Here is an 18,583-nt window from a genome sequence, read left to right on the forward strand (position 1 = left end):
TGTCGGCCCTTGTCGTCCGGGCAGGCGTTCGCGCGTGCTTCCGAGTGGCAAGGAAAAAATCATTCACTCCTTGTCTGACCGCTTAGTCGGCAGGCTGCAATCCGTAAGGAGCATTTATGCGTCATTACGAAATCGTGTTCCTGGTTCACCCGGACCAGAGCGAACAAGTCGGTGGCATGGTCGAGCGTTACACCAAGGCCATCGAAGAAGACGGCGGCAAAGTCCACCGTCTGGAAGACTGGGGCCGTCGTCAGCTGGCTTACGCCATCAACAACGTGCACAAGGCTCACTACGTTCTGATGAACGTCGAGTGCACCGCCAAGGCCCTGGCAGAAATGGAAGACAACTTCCGTTACAACGACGCCGTGATCCGTAACATGGTCATCCGTCGCGACGAAGCCGTTACCGGCCAGTCCGAAATGCTGAAGGCCGAAGAGAGCCGCAACGAGCGCCGCGAGCGCCGTGAGCGTCCCGAATCGAACGAGGGCGAGTCCGCTGACGGCGATGATAGCCGCGACAGCGCTGACGAGTAATCCCGGACCAGTATTGAGGAGCCACACACATGGCACGTTTCTTCCGTCGTCGTAAGTTCTGCCGTTTCACCGCTGAAGGCGTGAAAGAGATCGATTACAAGGATCTCAACACCCTGAAAGCCTACGTTTCCGAAACCGGCAAGATCGTTCCGAGCCGTATCACCGGCACCAAGGCCAAATACCAGCGTCAGCTGGCGACCGCTATCAAGCGCGCCCGCTACCTGGCCCTGCTTCCCTACACCGACAGCCACGGCCGTTGATCGGGCAGTCGACTGGAATTGATGGATAGATCGCATGCGCGCATTGGCTGAATTTGTCATGCGAGGCCGCATGCAGGCGACCCTGGTGGTCGTCGCAGCCGCGGTACTGCAGCCGTTGTTCTGGCTCGGTGCCGCAGCAGGCAGTCTGGTGCTGTTGCGCCGTGGTCCGAGTGACGCCTTTGGTGTCCTGGCCTGGGCGCTGCTTCCGGCACTGGCCTGGTGGTACCTGGGTGACCCCAGCGTGAGTCTGGTTCTGGTGGGTAGTGCCGTGCTGGCGCAGGTTCTGCGCAGCAAGGTGTCCTGGAACCGGGTGATGCTGGCGAGCGTTGTGCTCGGTGCGGTGTTCGTGCTGCTGCTCAGCACGGTGTCGGCCGGGTTGGTCGCAGGTCTGGCCGATGCATTCGGCAAGGCCCTGCCGCAGGTTCTGGCCGAAGCCAAGCTTTCGCCGGAACAGATGGCCGCCCTGCAGGCGGAGATGGTTCCGACCATCACCGGCCTGATGGCAGCCTCGCTGCAGACGATCAGCCTGTTGTGCCTGATGCTGGCGCGTTATTGGCAAGCAGTACTGTTCAACCCGGAAGGGTTTGGCCGCGAGTTCCGCGCACTGCGCCTGTCTCCGGGCACGGCTGTTGCGTTGCTGGTTGGCGTTGTGGCTCTGCCCTTCGCAGGACCGGCAGCCACCATGCTGGCGCCGCTGTGCATGATCCCGCTGCTGTTCGCCGGGATCGCACTGGGGCACGGCCTGGTCGCACTGAAGAAGCTTCCGGGCTTCTGGCTGGCACCGCTGTACCTGCTGGTATTCGTACTGGGCAATGTGATCTGTCTTGTCGCCGTAGTCGACAGTCTGTTTGATTTTCGCGGTCGCCTGGCCAAGCGCCAGAAAGCTGCGAACGGTGAAGGTTAAAAGTTAAGAGGTAAGACTCAAATGGAAGTCATCCTGCTGGAAAAGATCGCCAAACTGGGCAACCTGGGCGACAAGCTGAACGTAAAGGGCGGTTACGCTCGTAACTACCTGCTGCCGCAGGGCAAAGCCACTGCTGCCACCGCTGCCAACGTCGCTGCTTTCGAAGAGCGCCGTGCAGAGCTGGAAAAAGCCGCTGCTGAGAAAAAAGCCGCTGCTGAAGCTCGTGCTGCCCAACTGGCCGAACTGATCGTGACCATCGGCGCCCACGCTGGCGACGAAGGCAAGCTGTTCGGTTCGATCGGCACCCGCGACATCGCCGACGCCGTTTCGGCTGCCGGCTACCCGCTGGAAAAGAGCGAAGTTCGCCTGCCCGACGGCGCCCTGCGCGCTGTAGGCGAATACAACATCGAAGTGCAACTGCACATGGATGTTGATGCAACCCTGCACGTGGTTGTAGTCGCCGAGTAAGCGATCCGTCGCTAGGACGATTCGTACACCTTGCGTGGCCGAATCAGTCCGCTAACATCGGGCACGGTACTGAGTTTCGGTACCGTGCCCTTTGTTTTTTCCGCCCCAGAATTTCTACGAAGAGCCCGCACGAACAGCCCATGAACGACATCACCGTCCCCGAGCAATACGACCTGCAGACCGCTTCCCTCAAGGTGCCGCCGCACTCGATCGAAGCCGAACAGGCAGTGCTGGGCGGGCTGATGCTCGACAACAACGCGTGGGAACGTGTGTCGGACGCCGTGTCCGACGGCGACTTCTATCGCCATGACCATCGCCTGATCTTCCGCGCCGTCTACAAGCTCGCCGAAGCCAACCAGCCGATCGACGTGGTAACCCTGTCCGAGATGCTCGAACGCGAAGGCCAGCTGTCCCAGGTGGGCGGCCTGGCGTACCTCGCGGAGCTGGCGAAGAACACGCCCTCGGTGGCCAACATCAAGGCGTACGCCGGCATCATTCGCGAGCGCGCCACGCTGCGGCAGCTGATCGGCATCAGCAGCGACATCGCCGACAGCGCCTTCAACCCGGAAGGGCGCAGCGCCAACGAAGTGCTCGACGAAGCCGAGCGGAAGATTTTCGAGATCGCCGAGGCGCGGCCCAAGACCGGCGGCCCGGTGGGGATCGGCGACATCCTGGTGAAGACCATCGACCGCATCGACCACCTGTTCAACACATCCGAGGCGCTGACCGGTATTTCCACCGGCTTCACCGACCTCGACGAGAAGACCAGTGGCCTGCAGCCGTCCGACCTGATCATCGTTGCCGGCCGCCCGTCCATGGGCAAGACCACCTTCGCCATGAACCTGGTGGAGAACGCCCTGATGCGCAGCGACAAGGCGATCCTGGTGTACTCCCTGGAGATGCCCTCCGATTCCATCGTGATGCGTATGCTTGCCTCCCTGGGCCGCATCGACCAGACCAAGGTGCGTACCGGCAAGCTGGACGACGAGGATTGGCCGCGCCTGACCTCGGCGGTGAACCTGCTCAGCGACCGCAAGCTGTTCATCGACGACACCGCCGGCATCTCGCCCTCGGAAATGCGCGCGCGCACCCGCCGCCTGGCCCGCGAGCACGGCGAAGTCGGCCTGATCATGGTCGACTACCTGCAGCTGATGCAGATTCCCGGCTCCTCCGGCGACAACCGGACCAACGAGATTTCCGAGATCTCGCGCTCGCTCAAGGCCCTGGCGAAGGAATTCAACTGCCCGGTGGTGGCGCTCTCCCAGCTCAACCGCTCGCTGGAACAGCGCCCCAACAAGCGCCCGGTGAACTCCGACTTGCGCGAATCCGGAGCGATCGAGCAGGACGCCGACGTGATCATGTTCGTCTACCGCGACGAGGTGTATCACCCGGAGACCGAGTTCAAGGGCGTTGCCGAGATCATCCTCGGCAAGCAGCGTAACGGCCCCATCGGCACCGTGCGCGTGGCCTTCCTCGGCCGCTACAGCCGCTTCGAGAACCTCGCGCCCGGCATGTACAACTTCGAAGACGAGTAACGATGCCGCATTCCGCGTGATCGATGGGCGCCGTAATATAGGCGCCCGTTTTCATTGCAGAGGCCGCCATGCGCCCGCTCGTCGCCCACGTCGATCTAGCCGCCATTCGCCACAACTATGCCGTCGCCAAGCGCTGCGCGCCGGGCCGCGAGGCCTTTGCGGTGGTCAAGGCGAATGCGTATGGGCACGGCGCGCGGGAGGTGGTCAGCTGCCTGCACGACGAGGCTGACGGTTTCGCGGTGGCCTGTCTTGAGGAAGCCGCAGAAGTTCGTGCCCTGCATGCAGGCGCGCGCATCCTGCTGCTGGAGGGCTGCTTCGAGCCGACGGAATACCTGATTGCCGCCCAGTTGCGCCTGGACGTGGCCGTGCAGGGCCCGGAGCAGGCGCAGGCGCTGCTGGCCGCACAGCTGCCCAGCGCGCTGAACGTGTGGATGAAGCTGGACACTGGCATGCACCGCCTGGGCTTCTCGCCCGAAGCGCTGCGCGACTGGCATGCGCGCCTGCGCCAGGCGCCGCAGGTGGCCGAGCTGAACCTGATGAGCCACTTCGCCAATGCCGACCTGCGCGGCGACGAGCTGACCGAGGACCAGGTGGCCTGCTTCCTCAGCGTGCTCGACCTGGACTTCGACCTGCGCTCGCTGGCCAACTCCGCTGCCGTGCTGACCATTCCGGCCGCGCACATGGACTGGATTCGCCCGGGCATCATGCTCTACGGCGCCACGCCGTTCGCCGACATCGGCGCCGCCGAGCTGGGCCTGCGCCCGGCGATGAGCCTGGAAGCGCAGTTGATCGCCGTGCGTGAGGTGGCAGTCGGGGATAGCGTGGGTTACGGCGCGACCTGGGTCGCCGAGCGCCCGTCGCGTATCGGCACCGTCAGCTGCGGTTATGCCGATGGCTATCCGCGCCACGCGCGGAGCGGCACGCCGGTGCTGGTGGGTGGCCAGCGCGTGCAACTGGCCGGGCGGGTATCCATGGACATGCTGGCGGTCGATCTGACCGACCTGCCGGGCGCCGCCGTGGGTGAGCACGTCGAGCTGTGGGGCGCCAACCTGCCGGTGGACGAGGTGGCGGCCCACGCCGGGACTATCGGCTACGAGCTGCTGACCAAGGTCACCGCCCGCGTTCCGCGCCGCTATCGCAGCTGATCAGAGGCGTTCTTCGCTGTTTTCCAGCCGTTCGTTTTCCAGCCGTTCGTTTTCCAACCAGAGATCGCTGGTCTCGCCGCCGCCTTCGCTGGCGATGGCAAAGCTGGCGCGGCCGTTGCCCTTCACTTCGTAGAGCGCCTGGTCGGCAGCCTTGTAGAGCTTGCTGAACTGCATCGCGTGGCTGGGGTAGATGGCCACGCCGATGCTCGGCGTCACGCGCAGTTCCAGGGCCTCGAACTTCACGGGCCGCGACAGCTCGTTGAGGATGCGGCAGGCGATTTCCTTGGCGTGGCCCTCGGCGTCGGGGCCGGCAATCAGCGCAGCGAATTCGTCACCGCCCAGGCGCGCCACGCAGTCGCTGCCGCGCACGCACTGGCGCAGGCGGTTGCCGACGTTCTGCAGCATGAAGTCGCCGGCGTCGTGGCCGTGGCTGTCGTTGATCGGCTTGAAGTGGTCGAGGTCGATCAGCATCAGCGCCAGGGTCTCGCCGTGTTGCTGGGCGTGGGCCAGGGCGACTTCCGCGTGTTCCACCAGGTAGCGGCGATTCGGCAGGCCGGTCAGCGTGTCGTAGTGCGCGGCGTGCTTGAGCTGGACTTCGCGCTCGCGCAGCAGCTGGTTGCTCTCGGTCAGTTCGGCGGTGCGCTCGGCCACCGCGCGGGCCAGGTCCTGCTGGGCGCTGTCGAGCAGGGTCAGGCGCGCGCTCTTTTCGCGGTCGGCCTGCTCCAGCGCCTGGGCGCGTTCGCGCTTGAGGCCCTGGATGCGCGAGGTGAGGGCGAAGGAGAACAGCACCGACTCCATGGCCACGGCGATGGGGAAGATGTAGGAGGTCATCGGCGAGGGCTGCACCACGCCCATGGCGCGCATCACCGAGATGCTCACGCTGGTCAGCACCAGGCCGAAGCCGAGCATGTAGAGGAAGGCCGGGAACGAGCCCTGGCGCCAGCGCACCACGGCGCCGCCGAGGGCTGCCGGCACGCCGATCAGGGTGATCACCACCAGCATCCAGCCGGCTATGCCGCGCATCTGCAGGGCGCCGAGGGCGATGGTCAGAAGGTACAGGCCGCAGTTCAGGTTGAGCAGCCAGTGCGACCAGCGCACGTGGCGGCGGGTCTGCAGCAGGGTGATGGTGAAGCGGTGCACGCACAGGCCCCAGAGCGAGGGCAGGGTGATGCGGTCGAGCCACCAGGGCACTGGGTGATCGGGCCAGAAGTATTCGAAGCCGTGGCCGCTCATCCCCAGGCTGAACAGCAGGGCGCTGGCGGTGGTCAGCACGTACCAGAAGTACGCCGGGTCGCGCAGGGTCAGCAGGATGAACAGGTTGTACAGCAGCAGCGCTGCGATCAGCCCGTAGATGAAGCCGAGGAACAGGTTGGTGTCGGCGCGGTGGTCCTGCAGGTCGTTGAGCGACCAGATGCGCAGCGGGAAGGAGTTGCCGGCCGGGTCGGCGGCGCGCATGTACAGGCGCAGCGGGCCGCTGCCTTCGGGCAGGTGGAACACCGGCTTGCGGTAGTCCCGGTCGCGGCCTTCGGCGAACGGCACCACTTCGCCGGAGCGAATCTCGCGGTAGTTGCCGTGGGCATCGGGCAGGTAGAGGCGCAGGTCCTGCTGGTTGACCGCGTCCACTTCCAGCCACCAGCCGCCCTGTGGCGTGCTGCGGCGCTCCAGGTCCAGGCGCAGCCACCAGCCGTGCGGGCTCTGGCCGACGCTGGTGCGGCCGTTGGCCGGGACGAAGTCCGCGCTGCCGCGCACGGCGTCGAGCGTCAGCGGCGCGTCGCGCTCTTCGAGCAGTTCGATATGGTCGTTGAGCCAGGCGCCGCTGGCCTTTTCGTCGAGGTCGAAGGCGAGCGCCGTCTGGCAGACCAGCAGGCTGAGCAATAACAGGAAGGCACGGCGCACGACAGGGACTCCCAGGCCTGGGAGGGATTGCCAGGCGTACTGCGGATAGTGGCTGGAGTATAGCCAGATGATGGCACTTGCAATCTACCCTGCGCTGGCTAAATCTGAGTTCACTGGTCGGATTTGTACACTTTTTGTGCTATATTCCGCGCCCGCGTTTTTCCGCGAAAACCCATTAGAGATACCCCTGGTGCCCGTGATGCAAGCCGCCAAGCCGTTGTTCGACTATCCCAAGTTCTGGGCCGAGTGTTTCGGCCCGGCGCCGTTCCTGCCCATGAGCAAGGAAGAGCTGGATCAGCTGGGTTGGGATTCCTGCGACATCATCATCGTCACCGGGGATGCCTACGTCGACCATCCGTCGTTCGGCATGGCCATCATCGGCCGGCTGCTGGAGGCCCAGGGCTTCCGCGTGGGCATCATCGCCCAGCCGGACTGGCGCTCGAAGGACGACTTCATGAAGCTCGGCCAGCCGAACCTGTTCTTCGGCGTGGCGGCGGGCAACATGGACTCGATGATCAACCGCTACACCGCGGACAAGAAGATCCGCAGCGATGACGCCTACACGCCGGGCGGCCTGGCCGGCAAGCGCCCGGACCGCGCCAGCCTGGTCTACAGCCAGCGCTGCAAGGAAGCCTACAGTGATACCCCGGTGGTCCTCGGCGGCATCGAGGCTTCGCTGCGCCGCATCGCCCACTACGACTACTGGCAGGACAAGGTGCGCCGCTCCATCCTGATGGACGCTACCGCCGACATCCTGCTGTACGGCAACGCCGAACGTGCCGTGGTGGAGATCGCCCAGCGCCTGGCAGCCGGTGAGCAGGTCGAGCAGATCACCGACGTGCGCGGCACCGCCTTCGTGCGCCGCGACACCCCCGAAGGCTGGTTCGAGGTGGACTCCACCCGTATCGACCGTCCGGGCAAGGTCGACAAGATCATCAACCCATACGTGAACACCCAGGACACCGCCGCCTGCGCCATCGAGCAGGACAAGGGCGAGCAGGAAGACCCGAACGAAGCCAAGGTCGTGCAGTTGCTGGCCCACCCGCGCCTGGAGCGCGAGCGCACGGTGATCCGCCTGCCGTCGTTCGAGAAGGTGCGCAGCGATGCGGTGCTCTACGCCCACGCCAACCGCGTGCTGCACCTGGAGACCAACCCCGGAAACGCCCGCGCCCTGGTGCAGAAGCACGGCGAGGTGGACGTGTGGTTCAACCCGCCGCCCATCCCGATGAGCACCGAGGAAATGGACTACGTGTTCGGCATGCCCTATGCGCGCGTGCCGCACCCGCTGTACGGCAAGGAGAAGATCCCGGCCTACGACATGATCCGTTTCTCGGTGAACATCATGCGCGGCTGCTTCGGTGGCTGCACCTTCTGCTCGATCACCGAGCACGAGGGACGAATCATCCAGAACCGCTCCCACGAATCGATCCTCGCCGAGATCGAGGAGATGCGTAAGGTGCCGGGCTTCACCGGCGTGGTCTCCGACCTGGGTGGCCCGACCGCCAACATGTACCGCATCGCCTGCAAGGACCCGGAGATCGAGCGTCACTGCCGCAAGCCGTCCTGCGTCTGGCCGGGCATCTGCGAGAACCTCAATACCGACCACTCCTCGCTCATCGAGCTGTACCGCAAGGCCCGCGCCCTGCCGGGCGTGAAGAAGATCCTGATCGCCTCCGGCCTGCGCTACGACCTCGCCGTGGAGTCGCCCGAGTACGTCAAGGAACTGGTGACGCACCACGTCGGCGGCTACCTGAAGATCGCCCCGGAGCACACCGAGGAAGGTCCGCTGTCGAAGATGATGAAGCCGGGCATCGGCACCTACGACACCTTCAAGCGCATGTTCGAGAAGTTCTCCAAGGAGGCGGGCAAGGAGCAGTACCTGATCCCGTACTTCATCGCGGCGCACCCGGGCACCACCGACGAGGACATGATGAACCTCGCCCTGTGGCTCAAGCGCAACGGCTTCCGCGCGGACCAGGTGCAGGCCTTCTATCCCTCGCCGATGGCCAGTGCGACTGCCATGTACCACTCGGGCAAGAACCCGCTGCGCAAGGTCACCTACAAGAGCGACGGCGTGACCATCGTCAAGAGCGACCAGCAGCGCCGCCTGCACAAGGCCTTCCTGCGCTACCACGACCCGAAGGGCTGGCCGATGCTGCGCGAGGCGCTGGAGCGCATGGGCCGTGCTGACCTGATCGGCAACGGCAAGCACCACCTGATCCCGACCTACCAGCCGCAGACCGACGAGTACCAGAGCGCGCGCCGCAAGAACTCGACCCCGGCCGGCAGCAAGAAGGCCGGCCAGCCGCTGCTGACCCAGCACACCGGCCTGCCGCCGCGCGCCAGCAACGGCTCCAAGCCGTGGAACAAGGCCGAGGAAGGCAAGGCCACTGGCTACGCCAAGGGCAAGAAGCGCACCACCAAGCGGCAGCCGAACATCCCGCGCTGATCCGTCTGCTGCGTGCTGTGAAAGAAGGCGTGCCCGCTAAGCGGTCACGCCTTTTTGCTGGAAGAAGCTCACGTAGGCCTTGTCCACCTTGAGTATGTGGTGGATCAGCCAGGCCTTGAGCAACTCCAGCGCCTCCACCGAGACCACCTCGCCATCCTCGTGGCGGTACAGCAGGTCGATGATCTGCCGGTTGAAGCGATCGTGCTCGGCCCGGTGCGCTTCCTCCTCCGGGTAGCCCAGGCGCTGGAACAGCACCTCCTCGACGATGAAGTGATTCATCGTGTACTCCACCAGCTGCTCCAGCAGCTCGCCGATGGGCGGACCCTGATCCTCCCGGCCCTGCAGGCGGTCGTACAGCGCGTTGGTGAGGTCGACCAGCCAGCGGTGCTGCTCATCGATCCGCGCGATTCCAATCACGAACTCGTCGTTCCAGGGCATGAAGCTCATCCGTGCACTCCTTGGGTTTGGATGCGCAGATCATCCCGATCCGCCACCGTGCGGCAGTGACGTCAATCAATCAAAGTGCGATGTATCTGAAGGGCTGGCGTGGCGCGGGATGTAGGAGTATTCTCGGCATTAGTTGGTACGATAGTTCCATATCATAAGAACAAGACCGGAGCCCGCCATGCGTCTCGCCACCCTCTCGCTCATCGCTCTTTCCGTTGCCCTGGCCGCCTGCGGCGAAGGCGACAAGCCCACCGCCGCCGTCAGCAGCGACTTCCAGAAAGACCTGCAGGCCCGCCTGATCAAGGCCAAGGCCGGCGATGTCATCGACATTCCCGCTGGCACCTACCACCTGGACCGCAGCCTGAGCCTGAAAGTGGACGGCGTGACCATCCGCGGCGCCGGGATGGACAAGACCATCCTCAGCTTCAAGAACCAGAAGGCCGGCGCCGAAGGGCTGTTCGTCGACGCCTCCGATTTCACCCTGGAAAACCTCGCCATCGAGGACACCAAGGGCGACGGCCTGAAGGTCATCGGTGGCAAGAACATCGTCATCCGCAATATCCGCACCGAGTGGACCAATGGCGCCTCCACCGAGAACGGCGGCTACGGCATCTACCCGGTACAGACCGAGAACACCCTGCTCGAAGGCAACGTCGCCATTGGCGCCTCGGACTCGGGCATCTACGTCGGCCAGTCGCGCAACGTCGTGGTGCGCAACAACCGCGCCGAGCGCAACGTCGCCGGCATCGAGATCGAGAACACCATCGGCGCCGACGTCTACAACAACGTCGCCACCGACAACACCGGCGGCATCCTCGTCTTCAACATGCCCAACCTGCAGCAGCCGGGGCGTGGCACCCGCGTCTTCGACAATGACGTGCAGAACAACAACCACGACAACTTCGGCCACAAGGGCACTCCGGTGGCCAGCGTGCCGGCGGGCTCGGGCGTGGTGGTGAACTCCAACGACGACGTGGAAATCTTCAACAACAAGATCGGCAACCACAAGACCGCCAACGTCATCATCAGCAGCTACTTCAGCACCAACTACTCGGAGAAGGCCACCCAGCCGAACTTCGACCCCTATCCCGAAGGCATCTTCATCCACGGCAACACCTTCGGCCCCGGCGGCGACAGCCCGGACCACCTGGAGCTGAAGGCCCTCAAGGTCGCCAAGTTCGGCCTCACCGGGCGCCTGCCGGACATCCTCTGGGACGGCTACTTCAACGAGAAGAAACTGGTCGACGGCAAGCTGCCCGAAGCCCTGGCCATCTGCATCGACAACGGCAATGCCGGCATCGTCAACGTCGACGGTCCCCACGGCTACAAGAACATCAGCACCGACATGACGTCGCACCAGTGCAAGCTCCAGCCGCTGCCGAAGATCGAACAGGCCGGTCTCGGCGAGAAGGGCAATAAAGCATGATGAAACCCGCTTCGTTCCTGTTGTCGCTCGCCCTGGCCGCCGTTCTGGCCGGGTGCGGGCAGGAGAGCAAGCCGCGTTACCAGCCCGAAGGCGACGACTACCCGGAAAAACTCAGCGGCTGGGGCATGCTGCACCTGGCGGGCGGCCACCTGACGCCGGCCGCCGAGGTGCTGCCCTACGACCTCAACACCCCGCTGTTCACCGACTATGCGCACAAGCTGCGCACCGTGTGGATGCCCGACGGGCAGTCGGCGCAGTACGCCGAGGACCGTTTCGACTACCCCGTCGGCACGGTGCTGACCAAGACCTTCTATTACCCGAAGGATGCCCAGGGCAACCTGCTGCAGAACAGCCAGGACGACCGTGATCCCAAGGCCGGGCTCGACATGGCCAGGGTGCACCTGGTGGAAACCCGTGTGCTGGTGCGGCAGAAGGACGGCTGGGCGGCGCTGCCCTACGTGTGGAATGCCGAGCAGAGCGAGGCGACCCTGGAGCTCGCCGGCGACAGCCCGGCGCTGGAGCTCACGGCGGCGGACGGCAAGAAGACCGCCTTCACCTACATGGTCCCGGATGCCAACCAGTGCTCTGAATGCCACGCCGAGCAGAAGGGTGGCGGCATCGCCCCGCTGGGCCCCAAGGCGCGGCACCTGAACAAGGACTTCGCCTACGAGGGTGGCAGCGAGAACCAGCTGCAGCACTGGCAGGCGCGCGGCTTCCTCACGGGCCTGCCGGAGCTGGCGCAGGTGCCGCAGAATGCCCTGTGGGGCCATCCGCGTGCTGGTGAAAGCCTGGAGAAACAGGCGCGCAGCTACCTCGACGCCAACTGCTCGCACTGCCACAACCCCAAGGGCGCGGCGCGCACCTCGGGTCTCTACCTCGACCCGCACACACCGGTCTCCATCGCCTACGGCATCTGCAAACCGCCGGTGGCGGCGGGCGGCGGCACCGGCGGGCGGCTTGAAGATATCCACCCCGGCAGCCCGGACAAGTCCGTGCTCACCTACCGCGTCGGCAGCGATAAGCCGGGCGACATGATGCCCGAACTGGGCCGCGCACTGGTCCACCACGAAGGCCTGGAAATGCTCGACCGCTGGATCGCCTCGCTGCCCGGCGACTGCTGATGGAAACGCCCCGGAGCCCGCCAGGGCTCTGGGCTGCGTGCTGCACCGAGCAAACGGCCAGGGGCGTGCTAGCGTTCATCTGGTCCCTTTCCCTCGCAGGTGCGCATCCATGGACGATACAAACATCATCAATGTGGGTACGGAGAAGTTCAACGCACTGTGGGCGACGGTTTCGCAGTACGCGCTCGCTTTCGGTGTGAAGATCCTCGTAGCCATCCTCTTCTGGGTCCTCGGCCGCTGGCTGATCACCTTCGCCGTCGGCCTGGTCGAGAAGGCCCTGGCCCGACAGAGCGTCGATCCGACGGTGCTGCGCTACGTCGGCTCGTTCATCACGGTCACCCTGAACATCCTTCTGGTCGTCGGCATCCTCGGCTACTTCGGCGTGCAGACCACCAGCCTCGCCGCGCTGATCGCCGCCATCGGCCTGGCCATCGGCATGGCCTGGTCCGGCCTGCTGGCCAACCTCGCTGCCGGCGGCTTCATCATCGTCCTGCGGCCGTTCAAGGTCGGTGACTTCGTTTCAGCCGGTGGGGTGACCGGCACCGTCAAGGAGATCGGCCTGTTCGCCACCGCCATCAACACCCCGGACAACGTCCTGACCCTGGTGGGCAACAACAAGATCTTCAGCGACACCATCCAGAACTTCACCCACAACCCCTACCGCCGTGTCGAGCTCAAGGCCCAGCTGTCCGGCGCCGCCGACTGGCAGGCCGCCGCCGCCGTGCTCAAGCAGCGCATCGCGGCGATCTCCAACGTGCTGAGCGACCCGCCGGTGGACGTGGAAATTCTCGAGTTCAACCTCGTCGGCCCGGTGCTCGCAGTGCGCCCGTACTGCCACAACGACGCCTACTGGCAGGTCTACTTCGATACCAACCGCACCATCAAGGAAGCCCTGGGCACCGACTTCCCGGCACCGATGCCGGCGCAGACGGTGATCGTGCAGCAGTCGGGCAACGGTTGAGAGTTCCGCGCTCAAGCAGAGGCCACCTTGAGGTGGCCTCTTGTTTTTCTGCTGTAGCGTGATGGGTGGTCAACTGCTGGAGACCAGTGGCTTTCCGTCGTGAAAGCCTTCCGCCGCCTGCTTCCAATCACTCCCCGTGGACGGAATTTTCCCCGCGACTCGCAGAACCGGGCTGGCTGACCGCTACTGGAATTGCCTCGCACTCTAGAGGCCGGGTTCACTCTCCGGCGAGGTGCGGTACATGGACAGTCGCTTGTGCAGCAGGGGCTTCACCCTGATCGAGTTGCTCGTTTCCCTGGTCGTGCTGTGCATCGGTCTGCTCGGGTTGGCCGGGCTGCAGAATGTCGGGATTGCCGCCAGCCACAGCTCACTGCAACGCTCCCAGGCGTCCTGGCTGGCCGGCGAGATGGCCGACCTGCTGCGGGCGAACCGACTGGCCGCCTGTTCCGGTGCGTACAACGTTGGTTTTGCAGCGGTAGGTGGCGCCTGCCCTGGTGTCTCCGGAACGACGCGGGCACAGCTCGATGTCAGCCAGTGGCGCAACGGCCTCTGCACCGCACTGGGTGTTAGCGCTGGCGGGTCGGTGCAGGTAGTTCGCCAAGGCGAGTCCTGCAACACGCAGATCGACGTGCGCTGGGACGACAGCCGGGTGCGGGCGCGTTTGGCCGAGGGCGGCGAGCGCTGGGAAATCTTCACCTACCGCACGGTGCTGTGACATGGGCCGCTGCCGCCAGCGCGGCCTTTCGCTGGTCGAGCTGATGATCGCCATGACCCTCAGCCTGCTGCTGATGGCCGGAGTGGTGCAGGTGGTGCTCGCCAGCAAGCGCAGCTACCAGGCCAACCTGGCGCTGGCTGAGTTGCAGGAGAGCGGACGCTTCGCCCTCGACGCCATGGCGCTGGACCTGCGCAACGCCGGTTTTCGCGGAGCTTGTGCGGCGGGGCTGGTTAATGCCAGCGGCCAGTCCTCTGCGCAGTACGCACTGGAGAGCGCCGGTATCGAAGGTTATGGCAGCGGCATGAGTGCTCCCGCCTGGCTGCCGTCCAGCCGGTTGGGCAACACGGATGCACTGCTGTTGCGCTATGCCAGTGACACACCGCTCGAAGCCCGCAGCATCTCCGGCAGCACGCTGACGCTTGCCTCCGGCAGCGTGTCGGCGAGCGCGTTCTACCTGCTTTCCGACCAGCAATCCTGCCTGCTGCTGCGAAACATCGGCAGCGGTTCGGCGCTGGTCGCGGAGCGTTCACTGCAACACCTGCTGGCGCCGGCGACCCGCGTCTACCCGTATCGCTATGCCATCTACTGGATCGGCAAGGGTGTGGATGGCAATCCAGGCCTTTTCCTCACTGACAACAGCGAAAACAGCGGCGTGGCGCAGACCAGCGAGCTGGTCTCCGGTGTGGCTGGTCTGAGCCTGCGCTATGGCGTCGCCGGCACAGGCGAGGGCGTGGTGACGAGCTACAAGGCGGCACGGGAGATGGCGCCCGGTGACTGGCGGCGTGTCCGTACCGTGCGGGTCAGCCTGTTGCTGCAGAGCCTGACCCGCGAGGTCGATGAGGCACCCGCAAGCATCAGCTTCGACGGTCGCACCCTGGCGCCGAACCCGGAGCGTCGCTTGCGGCTGGTAATGGGTAGTACCACGGCGATGCGCAATGGCGCCCCTTAACCGACAGGCCGGCGCGGTGCTGCTGGTCTCCCTGGTCATGCTCCTGCTGCTGACGCTGATCGGGCTGGCCGGCATGCGCCTCGCCAGCCTGGAGGAGCGTATCGCCGGCAACCAGCGCGACCGGGAAGTGGCGTTCCAGGCCGCCGAGGCTGCATTGCGCGCGGGGGAACTGGCGGCGCGTGATTTCGTGCGCCGGGGACGGGCCGACGCCTCTGTCTATGAGCACCGCGAGGAGGTGCAGCTGGCCGGCTTTGCCTATGCCGACAGCGCCGAGCTGGCGCGGCAGCCGGGCTATCGCCTGAAATTCCTGCGCCTGCTGGGCAACGAAGGGCTGGAGGTCGGAAAAGGGCAGTCCTCTTATGGCGTCGCCCTGGAGGTACGGGCGGTGGGGTATGGCTTCCGCCAGCAGCCCTCGGGCGAGCCGGTCTCCAGCGTCAGGCTGAACAGCATCTATTTCGTGCGCTGAACGGCGACGAGGAGGCGACCTTGCTGCGAATTCTGCTGATCATCCTCTTGTTGCCGAACCTGGCGCTCGCCGCGCCGTTGAGCCAGGCGCCTTTGCAGATCGGCGGTGGCGGGTCCGGCAACCTGATCCTGCTGCCGTCCACGGCGCATTCGGCGATGGCCCAGGCGGCCAACGCCGATACGGATTACGCACCGGCCACTATCTACGCGGGGTATTTCGATCCGGACAAGTGCTATGGCTACCGCCAGCCTGAGCGCTATTTCCAGCCTCTGGGGCCGGCGCGGGCACATCTGTGCGTGGCGGCCTGGAGTGGCAACTTCCTCAACTGGGCATCGGCGCAGGCGCTGGATGTCTATCGCGCCGTGCTGACGGGTGGAGACCGCTACGTCGACGGACCTGGCTTCACGGTCCTGCAGAAAAGCCGCAACCTGCGGGCCGACGGTGCCTTTCCAGATCGCCGCCTGCCAGCGATGTTGAGTGGTAGTGCTACGCCATTCCCTGGCGCCGATCTGCACCTGAGAATCGCTGGCCAGGACCGCGATCTGCTGCTGAGCCGCAGCGCGGAGTTTCCCGGCGAGCCGCAAGACTTCATGTCGAACCAAATGCTGGAGCCGGGGAGTACCTATCGACTGGCGGTCCGTGTGCAGGTCTGCGTGGAGAGCCAGCTGGAGCGGAATTGCCGCCTCTTTGCGAGCGGCTACAAGCCCGAGGGGTTGTTGCAGGAGTATGCCCAGCGTCTGCGTTACAGCGTGTTCTCAACGACTGGTAATGAGGGCGAATCGGGACGGGTAACGTTGCAGGCCCGGCAGGGATTCATCGGTCCGGAACTGGACGATGGCACGGCGAATCCCCAGGCGGAATGGTCCGCCGACAGCGGCGTGCTTCTCGCCAATCCCCAGCCAGGCGGAGTGATCGGCTATCTGAATCACTTCGATGAGTCGGGATTGCGTGAATCCGACGACTCCGGCGAATTGCTCTACGCCGCCGTGCGCTACCTGCAGAATCAGGGCAGTCATGCCGCCTGGGCAGTGGGTGAGGGAGAGCCGCGCGCCCAGTCCTGGGGCGATCCAATCTCTCATGCCTGCCAGCCCAATGCTGCGCTGGGGCTGGGCGGGGGAGGAGAGCACGCTGCCCCTGTCGGCGCGCGGCTGGCACAGCTGAGTGCCGGTGACACCACGCTGAACCTGCTCGCGGCCACCCGCCAGGTTGCGGTGATGGAGGGCGACGCCTCGCTGGAGTTCGCCGGGTTGGCGTACGCGGCCCACGTGCGTGATCTGCGCCCGGACCTGCCGGGACGGCAGAGTCTTTCCAGCCATTGGCTGGTGTCACCGCGGGAGAAGACTGGAGCGTTCTGGCAGGTCGCGAAGTACGGCGGATTTTCCGTGCCCCAGGACTATCGTTTCGAGCGCAGCGAACCTTTGCCGATCGACTGGTGGCATGACCCTGCGCGATCCGTCGACGGACGTCCGGACAATCTCTTCCTGCTCGGCGAGCAACAACGGCTGCGAGCAGAGCTCAAGCAGGCCTTCGCCCGTATCGCTGCAAGTGCAGACGCCACCAGCCGGCAGCTCAGCGCGGCAGGGACGTCGGGGGAAGTCCTGGTCACCTCGCTGGAGGCACGGCGCTGGAGCGGTGACCTGCAGCTCTGGCAGAAGGGCAGCACGGAACCTCTCTGGTCAGCCGCGCGAAGCCTGGATGAGCTCACGGAATCACAGCTCGGCGGGCGCACCATCTTCACCGCTGTTCCGACGGCCAGCCAGGCGAAGGATGGCCCGCAGGTACTCCGCAGCGCGGTGCCCTTCGCCTGGAGTTCACTGGATGAGGTGCAGCGAGCAGCACTGGGTAACGAGGCGTTGCTGGACTACCTGCGCGGCTCCCGCCGGGACGAACGTGATGCCCTCCATGCTGATCGGCAGTTCCGCCAGCGCGGCAGCCGGCTGGGCGATATCGACCATTCGCGGCCGGCCTATTCCTGGCATGACCCACAGCTCTATGAGGCATTGCCGGTTGCGCAGGACGATGGGAAAACGCTGGGCGAGAGCTATCGCCAATTCCTCGCCGGCGCTGCCTATCAGCAACGCGCTCCGCTGGTAGCCGTGGGCGCCAACGACGGCATGCTGCATGGCTTCGATGCGCGCGACGGGCGCGAATTGTTCGCCTATGTGCCGGCGGCGGTGTTCGGACATTTGCGCGAGCTGGCCGATCCCGGCTACGCCCACCGCTATTTCGTCGACGCCTCGCCGAGTGTGGGTAACGCCTGGGTCGGTGGCCGCTGGCGCACCTTGCTGGTAGGCGGCACAGGGGCGGGCGGCAACAGCGTATTCGCCCTGGATGTGACCGACCCCGAACGGATGAACGCCGGGAGCCTGCTCTGGGAATTCAGCCATCCCGACCTCGGCTACACCCTGGGGCGGCCGGCGTTGCTGGCGCTGGAGTCGGGACGTTTCGTGGTGGTGTTTTCCTCCGGTGCTCGGGAGCCAGAAGGGGCTGCAGGTGCGCTGTGGATAGTCGATGCGGCGGACGGTCGGTTGCTCAAGCGCATTTCGCTGCCGGGTGCAGGCGATCTCGGGGTGGTAACGGCGATCAGCAGCACCGGGGCCGTGACCGCCAACCGGCTCTATGTGGGGGACAGCCACGGCAATCTCTGGCGCGTGGACCTCGCGGGAGAGGACGGGCGCGAGTCCGCCATTCCAGCTTCGCTGGCAAGTGGTCCGTTGTTCCGGGCGGTGTTGGCGGATGGCAGGACTCAGGCGATCTCCGCGCCCATCGCTGCAGCGCTGGATAGCAGCGGCGCGGTGCGCTTGCTGTTTGGCACCGGGCGCTACTCCCGCGTGGGCGACAACCTGCCGGCCAATCCGCTACGAGTCGAGAGCCTGTATGGCCTGCTCGACGACGGCAAGGCGCTTGCCGGGCGTAGTCGGCTTGCTACGCGGCCATCCGGGACGGAAGGCGCTCGCGGCTGGTATCTGGACCTGCCGGCCGATGGGACTCGCGTGGTGGAGCAGGCACAGGTGCGTGACGGTCGTTTCGTCCTGTTCAACCTGATCACGCCAGGACAGGACCCTTGTGCCGATCCCCTGCGCCACGGCTCGCTGGCGTTATCCATCGAGGCGGGTGGCGAGCCGGTGCTGCCCGTCATCGCCGTGGCGGGTAACCAGCAAATAGATCAGGACAGCGGCGTGCGGGTGCAACCCGATGCAGAGGGCGGTGTGCAGCTTTCCACCCTGGACCGCCAAGGTCGCCCGCAGACCCGCACGCTGGCGCTGCCGGACGACAGCGGGCGCAAGGCCTGGCAGGAGGTGCGTTGA

The 18,583-nt window shown here is 65.4% G+C and carries 16 protein-coding genes; 14 read left to right on the top strand and 2 right to left on the bottom strand.

The genetic code is table 11. The annotated features are described in order from the left end of the window. Positions 1-116 precede the first annotated feature (116 nt). The 6 genes from rpsF (at position 117) to alr (ending at position 4,845) form a co-directional block, all read left to right on the top strand. The gene (rpsF, locus tag QO207_RS03915) at positions 117-533 is read left to right on the top strand and encodes a 30S ribosomal protein S6 (protein WP_017518275.1); all 417 of its coding nucleotides are present in this window, start codon (positions 117-119) and stop codon (positions 531-533) included. 29 nt (positions 534-562) lie between these two features. Next, positions 563-793: a 30S ribosomal protein S18 gene (rpsR, locus tag QO207_RS03920; RefSeq protein ID WP_003095634.1), complete on the top strand. Its 231-nt coding sequence runs from the start codon at positions 563-565 to the stop codon at positions 791-793. 34 nt (positions 794-827) lie between these two features. After that, a complete protein-coding gene (locus tag QO207_RS03925) occupies positions 828-1,697 on the top strand; it encodes a hypothetical protein (protein WP_301531271.1) in 870 nt (289 codons plus the stop codon). Between the two features lie 21 nt (positions 1,698-1,718). Beyond that, positions 1,719-2,165 carry a 50S ribosomal protein L9 gene (gene rplI, locus QO207_RS03930; RefSeq protein WP_015479134.1) on the top strand — a complete coding sequence of 149 codons (447 nt, stop codon included), beginning with the start codon at positions 1,719-1,721 and terminating at the stop codon, positions 2,163-2,165. 140 nt (positions 2,166-2,305) lie between these two features. After that, positions 2,306-3,700 carry a replicative DNA helicase gene (dnaB, locus tag QO207_RS03935; RefSeq protein WP_184595218.1) on the top strand — a complete coding sequence of 465 codons (1,395 nt, stop codon included), beginning with the start codon at positions 2,306-2,308 and terminating at the stop codon, positions 3,698-3,700. A 68-nt stretch (positions 3,701-3,768) separates the two neighbouring features. Beyond that, positions 3,769-4,845, top strand: a complete 1,077-nt coding sequence (alr, locus tag QO207_RS03940) for an alanine racemase (RefSeq protein WP_301531272.1) — start codon at positions 3,769-3,771, stop codon at positions 4,843-4,845. Here alr and QO207_RS03945 read toward each other — a convergent pair whose 3' ends face one another. Beyond that, positions 4,846-6,741: a GGDEF domain-containing protein gene (locus QO207_RS03945; protein ID WP_301531273.1), complete on the bottom strand. Its 1,896-nt coding sequence runs from the start codon at positions 6,739-6,741 to the stop codon at positions 4,846-4,848. It abuts the gene before it with no gap. Positions 6,742-6,940: 199 nt separating this feature from the next. Between QO207_RS03945 and QO207_RS03950 the strand changes: the two genes are divergently transcribed. Further along, the gene (locus tag QO207_RS03950; RefSeq protein WP_301531274.1) at positions 6,941-9,190 is read left to right on the top strand and encodes a YgiQ family radical SAM protein; all 2,250 of its coding nucleotides are present in this window, start codon (positions 6,941-6,943) and stop codon (positions 9,188-9,190) included. A gap of 36 nt (positions 9,191-9,226) precedes the next feature. Here QO207_RS03950 and QO207_RS03955 read toward each other — a convergent pair whose 3' ends face one another. After that, on the bottom strand, positions 9,227-9,637 hold the full coding sequence (locus tag QO207_RS03955) for a bacteriohemerythrin (protein WP_301531275.1): 411 nt from the start codon (positions 9,635-9,637) through the stop codon (positions 9,227-9,229). Between the two features lie 178 nt (positions 9,638-9,815). Between QO207_RS03955 and QO207_RS03960 the strand changes: the two genes are divergently transcribed. The 7 genes from QO207_RS03960 to QO207_RS03990 all read left to right on the top strand — a co-directional run bounded on the left by QO207_RS03960 (position 9,816) and on the right by QO207_RS03990 (position 18,583). Beyond that, positions 9,816-11,063: a parallel beta-helix domain-containing protein gene (locus tag QO207_RS03960; protein ID WP_301531276.1), complete on the top strand. Its 1,248-nt coding sequence runs from the start codon at positions 9,816-9,818 to the stop codon at positions 11,061-11,063. After that, the gene (locus QO207_RS03965; protein WP_301531529.1) at positions 11,063-12,184 is read left to right on the top strand and encodes an SO2930 family diheme c-type cytochrome; all 1,122 of its coding nucleotides are present in this window, start codon (positions 11,063-11,065) and stop codon (positions 12,182-12,184) included. The genes QO207_RS03960 and QO207_RS03965 overlap by 1 nt, the downstream gene beginning before the upstream one ends. 109 nt (positions 12,185-12,293) lie before the next feature. Beyond that, positions 12,294-13,145, top strand: a complete 852-nt coding sequence (locus tag QO207_RS03970) for a mechanosensitive ion channel family protein (protein WP_301531277.1) — start codon at positions 12,294-12,296, stop codon at positions 13,143-13,145. Between the two features lie 241 nt (positions 13,146-13,386). After that, entirely contained in the window at positions 13,387-13,860 is a 474-nt protein-coding gene (gene pilV, locus QO207_RS03975) for a type IV pilus modification protein PilV (RefSeq protein WP_301531278.1), read from the top strand. A 1-nt stretch (position 13,861) separates the two neighbouring features. Then, entirely contained in the window at positions 13,862-14,809 is a 948-nt protein-coding gene (locus QO207_RS03980; protein WP_301531279.1) for a PilW family protein, read from the top strand. Beyond that, positions 14,796-15,275, top strand: coding sequence for a PilX N-terminal domain-containing pilus assembly protein (locus QO207_RS03985; protein WP_301531280.1), 480 nt, complete (start codon positions 14,796-14,798; stop codon positions 15,273-15,275). Before QO207_RS03980 ends, QO207_RS03985 begins: the two co-directional genes overlap by 14 nt. A 20-nt stretch (positions 15,276-15,295) precedes the next feature. Beyond that, complete coding sequence (locus QO207_RS03990; protein ID WP_301531281.1) at positions 15,296-18,583, top strand: pilus assembly protein; 3,288 nt, start codon at positions 15,296-15,298, stop codon at positions 18,581-18,583.

The organism is Pseudomonas sp. CAN1 (assembly GCF_030462585.1).
Taxonomy (GTDB): Bacteria; Pseudomonadota; Gammaproteobacteria; order Pseudomonadales; family Pseudomonadaceae; genus Pseudomonas.

What these genes read in the sequence shown, in the direction of transcription:
- QO207_RS03985 (WP_301531280.1), top strand. Translation starts at nt 14,796, where the DNA reads ATGGCGCCCCTTAACCGACAGGCCGGCGCGGTGCTGCTGGTCTCCCTG.
- alr (WP_301531272.1), top strand. Translation starts at nt 3,769, where the DNA reads ATGCGCCCGCTCGTCGCCCACGTCGATCTAGCCGCCATTCGCCACAAC.
- QO207_RS03960 (WP_301531276.1), top strand. Translation starts at nt 9,816, where the DNA reads ATGCGTCTCGCCACCCTCTCGCTCATCGCTCTTTCCGTTGCCCTGGCC.
- pilV (WP_301531278.1), top strand. Translation starts at nt 13,387, where the DNA reads ATGGACAGTCGCTTGTGCAGCAGGGGCTTCACCCTGATCGAGTTGCTC.
- dnaB (WP_184595218.1), top strand. Translation starts at nt 2,306, where the DNA reads ATGAACGACATCACCGTCCCCGAGCAATACGACCTGCAGACCGCTTCC.
- rpsR (WP_003095634.1), top strand. Translation starts at nt 563, where the DNA reads ATGGCACGTTTCTTCCGTCGTCGTAAGTTCTGCCGTTTCACCGCTGAA.
- QO207_RS03970 (WP_301531277.1), top strand. Translation starts at nt 12,294, where the DNA reads ATGGACGATACAAACATCATCAATGTGGGTACGGAGAAGTTCAACGCA.
- QO207_RS03980 (WP_301531279.1), top strand. Translation starts at nt 13,862, where the DNA reads ATGGGCCGCTGCCGCCAGCGCGGCCTTTCGCTGGTCGAGCTGATGATC.
- QO207_RS03925 (WP_301531271.1), top strand. Translation starts at nt 828, where the DNA reads ATGCGCGCATTGGCTGAATTTGTCATGCGAGGCCGCATGCAGGCGACC.
- rpsF (WP_017518275.1), top strand. Translation starts at nt 117, where the DNA reads ATGCGTCATTACGAAATCGTGTTCCTGGTTCACCCGGACCAGAGCGAA.
- QO207_RS03955 (WP_301531275.1), bottom strand. Translation starts at nt 9,637, where the DNA reads ATGAGCTTCATGCCCTGGAACGACGAGTTCGTGATTGGAATCGCGCGG.
- QO207_RS03950 (WP_301531274.1), top strand. Translation starts at nt 6,941, where the DNA reads ATGCAAGCCGCCAAGCCGTTGTTCGACTATCCCAAGTTCTGGGCCGAG.
- QO207_RS03965 (WP_301531529.1), top strand. Translation starts at nt 11,063, where the DNA reads ATGAAACCCGCTTCGTTCCTGTTGTCGCTCGCCCTGGCCGCCGTTCTG.
- rplI (WP_015479134.1), top strand. Translation starts at nt 1,719, where the DNA reads ATGGAAGTCATCCTGCTGGAAAAGATCGCCAAACTGGGCAACCTGGGC.